This is a genomic window from Sphingomonas sp., from assembly GCF_025353885.1.
GTDB lineage: Bacteria > Pseudomonadota > Alphaproteobacteria > Sphingomonadales > Sphingomonadaceae > Sphingomonas_O.
The window spans coordinates 1-11,669 of the sequence record NZ_JANXNX010000005.1; the positions used below are offsets into that span (position 1 = coordinate 1).

Annotated in this window: 14 protein-coding genes and 1 tRNA gene; 13 read left to right on the plus strand and 2 right to left on the minus strand. The window is 65.6% G+C overall.

Translation table 11 applies throughout. The features are described from left to right. Positions 1–117: 117 nt before the first annotated feature. The 13 genes from gspJ to Q0R02_RS00310 all read left to right on the plus strand — a co-directional run bounded on the left by gspJ (position 118) and on the right by Q0R02_RS00310 (position 10,225). Positions 118–822 (plus strand): type II secretion system minor pseudopilin GspJ, encoded by a 705-nt coding sequence (gene gspJ, locus Q0R02_RS00250; RefSeq protein ID WP_293879785.1) that lies wholly within the window; start codon positions 118–120, stop codon positions 820–822. Continuing rightward, positions 819–1,799, plus strand: a complete 981-nt coding sequence (gene gspK / locus Q0R02_RS00255) for a type II secretion system minor pseudopilin GspK (protein ID WP_293879787.1) — start codon at positions 819–821, stop codon at positions 1,797–1,799. The genes gspJ and gspK overlap by 4 nt, the downstream gene beginning before the upstream one ends. Beyond that, a complete protein-coding gene (gene gspL, locus Q0R02_RS00260; RefSeq protein ID WP_293879789.1) occupies positions 1,796–2,872 on the plus strand; it encodes a type II secretion system protein GspL in 1,077 nt (358 codons plus the stop codon). The genes gspK and gspL overlap by 4 nt, the downstream gene beginning before the upstream one ends. Beyond that, the gene (gspM, locus tag Q0R02_RS00265) at positions 2,869–3,348 is read left to right on the plus strand and encodes a type II secretion system protein GspM (RefSeq protein ID WP_293879791.1); all 480 of its coding nucleotides are present in this window, start codon (positions 2,869–2,871) and stop codon (positions 3,346–3,348) included. Before gspL ends, gspM begins: the two co-directional genes overlap by 4 nt. Then, positions 3,345–4,040, plus strand: coding sequence for a type II secretion system protein N (gene gspN / locus Q0R02_RS00270; RefSeq protein WP_293879793.1), 696 nt, complete (start codon positions 3,345–3,347; stop codon positions 4,038–4,040). Before gspM ends, gspN begins: the two co-directional genes overlap by 4 nt. Before the next feature lie 56 nt (positions 4,041–4,096). Continuing rightward, positions 4,097–4,173 (plus strand) — tRNA-His (locus Q0R02_RS00275). Between the two features lie 28 nt (positions 4,174–4,201). Further along, positions 4,202–5,254 carry a Glu/Leu/Phe/Val dehydrogenase dimerization domain-containing protein gene (locus Q0R02_RS00280; protein WP_293879795.1) on the plus strand — a complete coding sequence of 351 codons (1,053 nt, stop codon included), beginning with the start codon at positions 4,202–4,204 and terminating at the stop codon, positions 5,252–5,254. A 79-nt stretch (positions 5,255–5,333) separates the two neighbouring features. Continuing rightward, positions 5,334–6,050, plus strand: a complete 717-nt coding sequence (gene ccmC / locus Q0R02_RS00285) for a heme ABC transporter permease CcmC (protein WP_293879951.1) — start codon at positions 5,334–5,336, stop codon at positions 6,048–6,050. Positions 6,051–6,176: 126 nt separating this feature from the next. Continuing rightward, positions 6,177–6,605 (plus strand): cytochrome c maturation protein CcmE, encoded by a 429-nt coding sequence (gene ccmE / locus Q0R02_RS00290; protein WP_293879797.1) that lies wholly within the window; start codon positions 6,177–6,179, stop codon positions 6,603–6,605. Beyond that, positions 6,602–8,530, plus strand: a complete 1,929-nt coding sequence (locus Q0R02_RS00295; protein WP_293879799.1) for a heme lyase CcmF/NrfE family subunit — start codon at positions 6,602–6,604, stop codon at positions 8,528–8,530. The genes ccmE and Q0R02_RS00295 overlap by 4 nt, the downstream gene beginning before the upstream one ends. Then, complete coding sequence (locus Q0R02_RS00300) at positions 8,527–9,051, plus strand: DsbE family thiol:disulfide interchange protein (protein ID WP_293879801.1); 525 nt, start codon at positions 8,527–8,529, stop codon at positions 9,049–9,051. Before Q0R02_RS00295 ends, Q0R02_RS00300 begins: the two co-directional genes overlap by 4 nt. Continuing rightward, on the plus strand, positions 9,048–9,575 hold the full coding sequence (locus Q0R02_RS00305) for a cytochrome c-type biogenesis protein CcmH (protein WP_367271402.1): 528 nt from the start codon (positions 9,048–9,050) through the stop codon (positions 9,573–9,575). Before Q0R02_RS00300 ends, Q0R02_RS00305 begins: the two co-directional genes overlap by 4 nt. Continuing rightward, positions 9,575–10,225, plus strand: coding sequence for a cytochrome C biogenesis protein (locus tag Q0R02_RS00310; protein WP_293879803.1), 651 nt, complete (start codon positions 9,575–9,577; stop codon positions 10,223–10,225). The genes Q0R02_RS00305 and Q0R02_RS00310 overlap by 1 nt, the downstream gene beginning before the upstream one ends. Here Q0R02_RS00310 and Q0R02_RS00315 read toward each other — a convergent pair. Together Q0R02_RS00315 and ald are read right to left on the minus strand one after the other, a co-directional pair. Continuing rightward, positions 10,222–10,455: a DUF3072 domain-containing protein gene (locus Q0R02_RS00315; RefSeq protein WP_293879804.1), complete on the minus strand. Its 234-nt coding sequence runs from the start codon at positions 10,453–10,455 to the stop codon at positions 10,222–10,224. The genes Q0R02_RS00310 and Q0R02_RS00315 overlap by 4 nt on opposite strands. Positions 10,456–10,512: 57 nt before the next feature. Next, positions 10,513–11,610 (minus strand): alanine dehydrogenase, encoded by a 1,098-nt coding sequence (ald, locus tag Q0R02_RS00320; RefSeq protein WP_293879805.1) that lies wholly within the window; start codon positions 11,608–11,610, stop codon positions 10,513–10,515. Positions 11,611–11,669: the final 59 nt, after the last annotated feature.

Genomic DNA, 11,669 nt, shown 5'->3' on the forward strand with positions numbered 1-11,669 from the left:
GGGTTGGACCCGCGTCGTGACGCGCACCGACGACAGCCGCTTGGCGCGCATCGACTTTGCCGTCGTCGACGATGTTGGACGCCCAAGCGGCGCGCTCTCACTGGCAAGGCCCGTCCAGTGAGTCTCGACCACTCCGCCGAAAACGGCTTCACGCCCCTTCGGCGCTCCGCCGAAAACGGCTTCACGCCCCTTCGGCGCTCCGCCGAAAACGGCTTCACGCCCCTTCGGCGCTCCGCCGAAAACGGCTTCACGCTAGTCGAACTGATGGTCTCGCTCTTCATTTTCGGTCTGCTCGCCGCCGCGGGGGTATCGTTGCTGACTTTCAGCGTCCGCGCGCAAGCGTCGGCGACAGCGCGGCTGGATGAAATTGCGCAGGACCGTCGCCTGTCCGCATTGCTGACCAGCGACCTGGCCCAGGCGCTCCCCCGCATCGCTCGAACCGCCGATGGCGACGCGGTGCGCGCCTTCGAAGGCTCCGATGGCCGGGAGGACGGCCTGTTGATGGGCTATGTGCGGGCAGGCTGGAGCAATCCCGACGGCGGCGCGCGGGCGGGTATCCAGCGCGTCGATATCGTGGTGGACAAGGGCCGACTGGAGCGCCGCGCCTATGCCATGGTCGACGGAACCATCCCGGCCAACATCATGGTGCTGGCGACGGATGTGGAATCGGTCGGGGTGCGATACCGCGAAAAGATCGACTGGCGGACGAAATGGGACACGACGCGTCTCGACCTGCTGCCCCGTGCCGTCGAATTGACGATAAAGCGCCGAAACCGTGCGGCGCTGCTGACGGCTTTTCTTGTCGGCACACCCTATCCATGATCAGGCTTCCCCCGCCGAGAGAGGAGGGTGCCGCGCTGCTATCGGTCCTGCTGTTGGTGGCGATCATCGCGGTCCTGGCGGCGGCGAGCCTCCAGAAGCTGAAACTTGCCACGCATCTGGCGGGCAATGGTATCGCGATCGACCAGGCGCGCGCTTACGCCCTGTCCGCAGAGGCGGTCGCCCTGTTCAGGATCGGCGACTTGTTGCAACGCGATGCTGCCCGGACCACGCTCGAGGGTAACTGGGCTAATAGGGACGTCAGCGTTCCCATCGACAAGGGAATCGCCGCGGCCCGGATTACCGACGGCGGCAACTGCTTCAACATCAATTCACTGGTCGGGACGCCGATCAACACCGGCTATGTCGTCCGACCCGAGGCCGTATTGCAATTCGCCCGCCTGATGCAATTGCTCGACGTGCCGGGCGCTGATGCGCGGCGGGTCGCAATCGCCGCCGCCGACTGGATCGACAGCGATACGGCACCGCTGCCGGGCGGGGCGGAGGACGACGCCTATGCCAATGCCGATCTGCCCTATCGAACGGGCAACACATTGATGGCCGACCCGAGCGAGCTGCGCGCGGTTGCCGGGGTCACCCCCGCGCTCTACACCCGCGTCAGACCCTTTCTCTGCACGCATCCGGTGGCCGACCTGTCTCCAGTCAATATCAACACGCTGTTGCCCGACCAGGCTCCGTTGCTGGCGATGCTGGTGCCCGGTCTGGACCTTGCGCGGGCGCGGGCGCTGATCGATGCGCGCCCGGCCAAGGGATATGACACGCTTTCGTCCTTTTGGGATAGACCGGGATTGATGGGGACGCCGGAGTTCGCAAAGCAACAGGTGCGGCTAAAGACGCGGTGGTTCGGGCTGCACCTGCTTATCGAACTGGAAGGTGCCGAGCTTGAGGAAAACGCGCTGATCGATGCTGCGCTCCAGCCCGCCAAGCTGGTCAGTCGCAGCTATGGGGCGGCAACATGACGGCGTCCACATGCGTTGTATTTGTCGGTCATCCCCCACGATGGGCGCTGATCGACGATGGCCTGATCGTCGACCGTGGGGACGGATTTCCCAATGTCGGAGAGGGCGCGGGTCTGGTCGTCGTCATTCCCGCGACCGACGTCGTCGTTCACCAGCTTGCGCTGCCCGAACTGACCGATGCCCAGGCGCGCGGCGCGGCGCGGATCGCGGTCGCGGAAAACAGCGTGTCGCCGATTGCGACCCTCCACGTGGCGGTCAGTGCCGACATCGACGGCCAGCGCACGGTCGTGGTAATCGATACGCTGCTGATGCAGGACTATCTTGCCGCGTTCGTCGCCCTCGACCTCGATCCCGATGCGGTCATCGCCGCACCACTGGTCCTGCCTCGCCCAGAGGTCGGCTTTGTGACGGCGGACATTGGCGGTGAACGTCTGATCCGGGGTCGCGATGGCGCTTTTGCCGATGATCCGGTGCTGACGCCATTGCTGACGGGCGGACAGATGGTGACACTCGACCAAGGGCAGGCCGATCAGGCGTTGATCGCTGCCGTCGCTGCGCCCGAAGTCGATCTGCGACAGGGTGGCTTTGGGCGCCGCCGTCGCTGGGCGGTCGATGCCGCGCGGCTGCGGCGGATCGGCTGGCTGGCGGCGGCGTGCCTCGCAACGCTGTTCGTAATCCCCGTTGTCGACCTGCTGCACCTGAACGCCGCCGCCCGCCGCATCGAACTGCAGAATGTCGCGATCGCGCTGGCCGCACTGCCGCCGGGCACCGTTGTCGTCGATCCGCTGGTACAACTCGACGAGCGGCTGGCCGCGGTTGGCGGGGCAGGGGGCGGCTTTTTGCCACTTGCGGGCGCGGTCGTGTCGGCCGCCAGCAAGACGGCCGACGTCGAGCTGGGCACCATGAACTTCGATAGCGAAGGCGGGCTTCGGGTGAATGCTCATGCAACGGGGATGGCCGACCTGGCGGCGTTCGAGGCGCGGATGGTGGCGGCAGGGCTGGTCGTCACGCCGACGCCGACCGTCGCAGGCATGGGTCGCCCGGCACGTGATTTTGTAGTGCGCGCGCGGTGATCGACCGGCTCCGCGACGAATGGGCACGGCGCAATGCGCGCGAGCAACGATTGCTGGCGGTCATGTTTGCGCTGCTCGCCGCCGTGATCCTGTGGTTCGGGATCGTCACCCCACTGAAGAACGCGCGGCTGGCGGCGCAGGCGCGGCTGGATGCCGCCACGGTCATCGCCGGGCAGGTTTCTGCGCGCGCCGATGCCCTGCGCCGTTCTGCGCGCGCGGTGCCCGCCCCGCTCGAGGCGTCTCTCGTAGTCGCGGTCGGCAGCACCGCGACCGAGGCCGGCTTCACCCCCACACGCCTCGATCCGCAGGGGGAGGACCGCGTTGTAATCGCGATTTCATCGGCCCGCAGCATCGCGCTGTTCGCGTGGCTCGATGGGTTGGCCAGGCGTGGGGTATTTGCCGAAAGGATTGCGCTCCGCCCGAACAGCGACGGAACCGTCAGTTGCGAAGCGACGTTGCGGTTGCGCCGCCGGTGAGCCGCGCCCGTGCCCTTGGCGTGTTCGCGGCAACGCTGCTGGTCATGCTTGTGCTGCTCTGTCCGCTCGGGGCGGGGGTTGCGCTGACAGGGCTGGGCCAGTTGGGCCTGTCCGCGCGGGCGGCGACGGGGACGATGTGGTCTGGATCGCTCGCCGATGCGCGGCTTGGGCCAGTTCCGCTCGGCGATGTTGACGTGGCGCTCCGCCCTTTGCCCCTGCTGGCCGGTCGCATCGAATTGGGCGTGACCGGCGTGTCGGGCACCGGTCGCCTGATCGCCAGTTCGGGCAGTCTGGGCATCGGCAAGGTCACGGCAAAGCTGTCACTGGCCCAGGCGTTTGCGCCGCTGCCGCTCGATCTGATCGATCTCGACGAGGTCACTGTCCGCTTCGTGGGTCTGCGGTGCGACAGCGCAGAGGGCCGGGTCCGCGCCACCTTCACCGGCGATGTTGGCGGCCTCGACTTGTCGTCGGGCCTCAGCGGCGCTGCGCGCTGCGATGGCGGCGAACTGCTGCTACCCCTGGCCAGCCAGTCGGGGACGCAGCGCCTGTCGCTCCATGTGGCTGGCGATGGTGGTTGGCGCGCGGTGCTGACAGTGCGGGTCGCTGACCCCGCGATGGCCGAAAAACTCGCCGCCGCCGGGTTTCGCGCGATCGCGGGTGGCTATGTCTTGCGCCTGTCGGGCAAGGTGTGACTTGACGTTCCGCCACCCTCGCGCGTACTGCGGCGACCGCGTCAACGCGCCTTATGGCGATCGTAGCTCAATTGGTTAGAGCGCCGGTTTGTGGTACCGGAGGTTGCGGGTTCAATCCCCGTCGATCGCCCCATTCTTAAACAATATCAGAAAGTTACACCATGGTCGCCGTTTGGGATTTGGCTGATTTCGACGATCATGAAGGCGTCCACCTGTTCCGCGACCGCGACAGTGGCCTGACCGCGATCATCGCCATCCATTCGACCGCACTTGGGCCGGCGGCGGGCGGCACGCGGCTGTGGCATTATCCCGATCGCGCCGATGCCGTCACCGATGCGCTGCGCCTGTCGCGCGGCATGAGCTACAAGAACGCGATGGCCGGGCTGCCGATGGGCGGTGGCAAGGCGGTCATCTTGGCCGACGAGCAGGTCGCCAAGACCCCTGCCATGATCGCTGCGTTCGGTCGCGCGATCGAATCGCTCGGTGGCCAATATGTGACGGCAGAGGACGTCGGGATGAACGACGCCGATATGGTCGCGATTGCGCGCGAGACCCGTTATGTTTCCGGCCTGCCCGTCGGCGGCAATGCAGCGGGCGGCGACCCCGGCCCATACACGGCGCACGGAGTTTATCTTGGCGTGAAGGCAGCGGCGCGCCATGCCTTGGGCAGCGACGACATGGCGGGGGTCCATGTGGCGGTTCAGGGCGTCGGCAGCGTGGGCGGGGGGCTGGCCCGCTTGCTGGCAAAGGACGGCGCGCGCCTGACCATCGCCGACGTGTCCCCCGGTCGTGCCAAGGCGCTGGCCGACGAACTGGGCGGCACAGCAGTCGCCGCCGCCGACATCCTGACCACGCCGGCCGATATCCTTAGCCCCTGTGCATTGGGTGCGATCCTCACGGCGCAAAGCATTGCCGCGCTGCGGGTGCAGGTCGTGGCAGGTGGCGCGAACAACCAGCTTGCGACCCCCGATGACGGCGATCGGCTCCACGCGCGGGGGATATTGTTCGCACCCGACTATGTGATCAACGCGGGCGGCATCATCAATGTCGCGCTGGAATATCTAGGGCAGGGCGACCGGACCGAGGTCGAAGCACGCGTGGCGCAAATCCCCACCCGGCTACAGACGATCTGGGCCGAAAGCGCGCGCACCGGGGACACTGCGGCACGCGTCGCGGACCGCATGGCGCAAGCCCTGATCGGTCGGAACCGCTAAGCGGGGATGCGTGCCCCGTGCCGGGCTTCCGTCGAAGAACAATTTGCAGAATTCGGTCGGTTCGCTAGACGAAGCCTCGATGCACGCCCTTGCCAATCCCACGCGGTTCCTTAAGCTTGCGCGACCGTTGACGGGCGTATGCGGTATCGTCGGTATTCTGCTGGTTGCGCTGGGGTCCTATGGCGGGCTGTTCATCACCCCGCCCGACGCCCTGCAGGGTGAAACCGTCCGCATCCTTTATATCCACGTGCCCGCCGCATGGCTCGGCATTGCCGGTTGGTCGAGCCTTGCGCTCGCCAGCATCGCGCAACTCGTATGGCGGCATCCGCTTGCCGGGGTCGCCGCCCGTGCCACTGCCCTCCCCGGCGCGGTATTCACCGCGATCTGCCTGGCCACGGGGTCGATCTGGGGTCGCCCGACATGGGGAACATGGTGGGAATGGGACGGACGAATGACATCGATGCTGGTCCTGCTGTTCCTTTATTTCGGCTATATCGCGCTTGCCGATGCAAGCGAGGAGCGCACCACCGTCAGCCAGGCCGCCGCGATTTTCGGCATCGTCGGCGCGGTCAACATTCCGGTCATCAAATATTCGGTCGTGTGGTGGAATTCGCTTCATCAGGGTGCGTCGATCACGCTGTCGGGGTCGAAGATTGCGTCCGAACTGCTGTGGCCGCTGGGACTGACCACGCTCGGCTTCACATTGCTGTTCGCGGCCATCGTGCTGATGCGGATGCGGACCATATTGGCCGAAGCTAAGACCGAAGCACGCATGGCCCGGATGGCGCGCGCATGAAACAACCCCGCTCATGAGCCAATGGGCGTTCGTGACGGTGGCCTATCTGGTCGCCCTCGGCGGCACTGCTGCGACCACACTTTGGACCTATGTCACGATGCGCCGCGCCGAACGGAAGGGCGACCGATGAAGGCCAAGCACCAGCGCCTGGTCCTCGCCATCGTCGCCGTCGTGGCACTGACCGGATCGAGCCTGCTGGCCATGTCGGCGCTGAAGGACCAGGCGAGCTATTTCTATGCGCCCGGCGACATTGCGCGAAAGGGCGTGCCACCGGGTGCCATCCGGCTTGGCGGCATGATCCCGATGGGCGGCATCACCCACGCGTCCGATGGCGTCACCATCGACTTTACCGTGCGCGACGAAACCGGCAGCGTCCCTGTCCGCTTTCGTGGCATCGTGCCCGCGCTGTTCAAGGAAGGCTCGGGCGTCGTCGCCGAGGGCAGCTTTGTCGGCAAGACCTTTGTCGCGACCAATCTGCTCGCCAAGCACGATGAAAATTACATGCCGCCGAAGGCCGCCGGTGCCGAACACGTGACGAAGACGCTGAAGGAATGATTGCCGAAGCCGGTCTTGCCGCACTGTGGATCGCCGCAGCGCTTGCCCTGTTGCAATTCGTGCTGGGCACGATGGGGCTGAAGGACGAACGCGCCGACCTGCGCGCCGGGGTGCGTTCGGTGGCAGTCGTTCAGGGCCTGTTCGTGGCGCTGGCGTTCGGGCTGCTGATCCTGTGCTTCCTGCGGTCGGACATGTCGGTAAAGCTGGTCGTCGAAAATAGCCATTCGATGAAGCCATGGCTGTATAAATTTGCCGGGACCTGGGGCAATCACGAAGGGTCGATGCTGCTGTGGGTCGCGGTACTCGGCATCGCGGGCGCTGCGGTCGCGATCTTTGAACGGCGGCTCGACGAGGCAACTCTGGTCGCCACGCTCGCCGCACAGGCGCTGATCGCCTTCGGTTTCTATGCGTTCCTCCTATTTGCGTCGAACCCGTTTGCGCGCCTTAATCCGGCCCCGGTCGAGGGGCTCGGCCTGAACCCGCTGTTGCAGGATCCGGGCCTCGCCTTTCATCCGCCGACTTTGTATCTGGGCTATGTCGGCATGTCGATCGCGTTCAGTTTCGCGGTCGGCGCGCTGATCACGCGCAAGGTCGATGCGGCATTTGCCCGGGCGATGCGGCCCTGGGTGCTGGGCGCATGGATTTTTCTGACGCTGGGGATCACGGCGGGCAGCTACTGGGCCTATTACGAGCTTGGCTGGGGCGGCTGGTGGTTCTGGGATCCGGTCGAGAACGCCTCGCTGATGCCGTGGCTTGCCGCCACCGCGCTGCTTCATTCGGTCACTGTGCTGGCCACGCGCGACGGGCTGCGCGCGTGGACCGTCATGCTCGCGGTCGTTGCCTTTTCGATGAGCATGGTCGGCACCTTCCTGGTGCGGTCGGGCATCTTGACCAGCGTCCACAGTTTCGCCGTCGATCCGACACGCGGCAGTTTCATCCTTGCGCTGCTGTCGCTTTATATCGGCGGGGCACTGGCATTGTTCGCATTGCGCATCGGTACGGTGAAGGAAGGCAATCAGTTCGACCTGGTCAGTCGCGAGGGAGCGCTGGTCGCCAATAATCTGTTGCTCTCCGCAATTTTGGGTGTCGTCGTCATCGGCACTTTGTATCCGCTGGCCGCAGAAGCCATTTCGGGCACGAAACTGTCGGTCGGTCCGCCCTATTTCAACGCGACCGCAGGGCCGATAGCGCTGGTGCTGGTGGTCGTCATGGCGCTCGGCCCGCTCACGCGCTGGCGGCGGGATACTCTGAAAGCGGTCGTCTCGCGGGTTGCGCTGCCCGTGCTGCTGGGCGCGCTGGCCTTGCTCGCCATGGCGGCTTTGGCACCGCCCATCGGTGTTTTGCCGTTCCTCGGTATCGTCCTGGCGATCGGTGTCGGTGCCGCCAGCCTGGCCCCCTTGTGGAAGCGCAACCTGCGCCGGACGCCGCTGTTCACTTATGGCATGGTGATGTCGCACCTCGGCATCGCAGTTGCGCTGGCCGGCATGTCGACCGAACGCGCCTTTATCAAGGAAACTCTGGTCGCGGCGCGGATCGGCGACACGGCGAAGGTCGGTCCTTACAGTATCAAGTTCCTGGGGATCGAGCCGATTGCCGGACCCAACTGGACAGCGCTGGAGGCTACACTTCAGGCACAACGCGGCGACAACGCACCATTTACCATGAAGCCCCAGGCGCGGATGTTCTCGTCCCCGCCGACCGAAACCAGCGAAGCCGCCATTGCCACCCGCCTCGACGGCCAGCTTTACCTCGTGTTCGGTAAGGGCGACGGCACTGGGCGCTGGCAATTGCGGCTGTGGTGGAAACCGATGGTGACCCTGATCTGGCTGGGTGGCGCGATGATCGCGTTCGGTGGTTTTCTGTCGTTGATCGGCCGGATGCGGCGCGAATGGGGCCAGAACGACCGTCGGGCTTATGGGGTATGAAGCGATTCTGGCTCTGGGCTCCGCTCGCGATCTTCGTCATATTCTTCATCACTGTTGCAAGCGGCCTATATGCACCCGACGACCGCAATCACCCGTCGAAGATGATCGGAAAGGCGCTGCCGACGTTCGAACTGCCGGCCGCGGCAAGGGACCGTCCCGCGCTCTCGTCGCGCGACTTCACCGGCCAGCCGCGTTTGCTGAACGTCTTTGCCAGCTGGTGCGTGCCCTGCATCGCCGAAGCGCCGGTCCTGACGCAATTGGCCGCGCAGGGGGTCATCATCGAGGGAATCGCGATCCGCGATCGCCCGACAGACGTCGACCGATTCCTCGCCACCAACGGCAATCCTTATCGCGCAATCGGGTCCGATGTGGACTCGACGATCCAGCTTTCGATCGGATCGTCGGGGGTGCCGGAGACGTTCGTGATCGACGGCGCGGGCAAGATTCGCCACCAACACATCGGCGACATCACGCCGACCGACGTGCCCGTGATCCTGGCGGCGCTGAGCGACGCCAAATGAACTCGTTGGCAAATTTCAACTCCAGCTGCCGTCACCCTGAACTTGTTTCAGGGTCCATCTATCAACCCGCGAGGCTCTGGCAGGCGGCACGACGGACCCTGAAACGAGTTCAGCGTGACGGCCTGTGGATAGCGGCAGTATTCCTGCTAATCGGCAGCCCGGCCCACGCCAACTCGTCGATGCCCAAGGCGCATTACGCCGACACGCAACTGGCCGATCCACGGCAGGAGGCCGACGCCCATGCGCTGATGGAATCGGTGCGCTGCCTCGTCTGCCAGGGCCAGTCGATCGCCGACAGCGATGCCGACCTCGCTGCCGACATGCGCGCCATGATCCGGCGCCGGATCAAGGCGGGTGAAAAGCCGGAGGCCATCCGGCGCTGGCTGATCGAACGCTATGGCGACTGGGTCAGCTACAAGCCCGTCCTAGACGCGGCGACCGCCCCACTGTGGATCGCGCCGTTCCTGCTGATCGCGATCGGCCTGTGGCTCGCGCGCGGGCGTTTTCGGAAAAGGCGCCGCTGATGGGCTGGGTTTTCATCATTGTCCTGGCCGCAGTGGCGTTCGGGGCGCTGCGCCGTTTCGGGCATCTGCCGCGCACCGGTCTCGAACTGGTGGGCGCGGCATTGCTGATCGGGATCGCGGGCTATGCGTGGCAAGGCAGCCCGGCCCAGCCCGGCAATCCCGTTACCTCGCGTGAGGCTGCGGGCAAGGTCGATGCCGCCGCGATGATCGCGCAGCGCCGGATGCGGACAGGCGCGGGGGATGAGGGGGCGTGGCTCGACATGGGCGATGCGCTGAACCGGGCGGGCGCCACGCAAGAGGCGGTTCTGGCAATGCGCAGCGGGATCCGTGATCATCGCAACAGCCCGGACCTGTGGGTCGGGCTCGGCAACGCGCTGGTTGCCCATGGCGACGGTCTGATGTCGCCCGCCGCGACCTTCGCCTTTCAGCATGCGGCGAACCTGTCGCCCCAACATCCCGGGCCGCCGTTCTTCTATGGGCTGGCGCTGGCCCAGCAGGGCAAGACCGAAGAGGCCGGCGATGTCTGGCGTGGCCTGCTCGCCCGAACCCCGAAGGATGCACCGTGGCGCGCCGATCTGGAGGCACGACTGACGGCGATCGGTGGTATGCCGACCGCCGTCCTGAAACCAACCGCGCCCACGAAACCTTAGGCGCCGCGTCCGGTTTTTGTCTGCAACGCGTCGATCTGGCGAGAGGCGTCGGCCTTGGTCAGGTCATCGTCGAACGGTTCATGCGCTTCCTCGCTCAGCGTTTTCAGATAGGACGCCTGCGCGCCCGTCATTGGCTCGTCGCCGGTGGTCCAGTCGCTCGGGTCCTTTTCGGCATTGGAAGTGGGATGCGTCTTCGGGTTCTCGATTTCGTTTATCTTGTCGTCGGCCATGTCGGTCACCTTTCCTGAAATGTCCGACGACAACGCGGGTGTTCGCGGTCCGTTCCCCTATGCGACAAACGGCAGATCCAGCGCGTCGGCCACTGCTCGGTGCCGGATTTGCCCGCCCGCTATGTTCAGCCCCGCCGCCAGATGCGGGTCCGCCGCCATCGCCGCTTCGGCACCCAGCTTGGCCAGGCGCAGGACGAACGGCAGGGTCGCATTGTTCAGCGCGAACGCCGAAGTCCGCGCCACCGCGCCGGGCATGTTCGCGACGCAATAATGAATCACGCCTTCCTCGACGAACACCGGATCGTCGTGCGTCGTTGGGTGACTCGTCTCGAAACAGCCGCCTTGGTCGATGGCGATGTCGACCAGTACAGACCCGCGCTTCATGGTCTTCAGCATTTCGCGCGTGACCAGCTTGGGTGCGGCCGCTCCCGGCACGAGCACCGCACCGATCACCAGATGCGCCTTGGCGACCGCCGCCGCGATCGCTGCCTTTGAGGCATAGGCGGTCTTGATCTGGCTCGAAAAGAACATGTCGAGTTCGGCCAGCCGGTCGTTGTTGATGTCATAGATCGTGACGTCGGCGCGCATTCCCACCGCCATTTGCGCGGCATTCACGCCCGACACGCCCCCGCCCAGGATCGCCACCCGCGCCGGGGCGACGCCCGGGACTCCGCCCAGCAGCACGCCGCGCCCGCCCTGTTCCTTTTCCAGGTAATGCGCACCGACCTGCACCGACATCCGCCCCGCCACCTCCGACATGGGCTTCAACAGCGGCAGGGCACCCGACCGCGACGTCACCGTTTCATAGGCAATGCACGTCGCGCCCGACTTCATCAGCCCCTGGGCCTGCGGCTTGTCGGCGGCGAGATGAAGGTAGGTGAACAGCAAATGCCGCGATTCGAGCATCGCGATCTCGCCCGGTTGCGGTTCCTTGACCTTCACGATCATGTCGCTCTGGGCAAACACGCTTTGCGCATCGGGCAGGATCACCGCCCCCGCCGCCACATAATCCTCGTCGGAAAAATCGATGCCGAGGCCCGCCTGGGTCTGCACGTTCACGACATGGCCAGCGGCGGTCAGTTCGGCGACCGATGCCGGGGTCAGCCCGACGCGATATTCGTGGTTCTTGATTTCCTTTGGGACACCGACGCGCATTGCTCTCTCCTGCGTAATAATATTGCGTTGATATAGCGACCCCGGTCCCCCATGTCTTG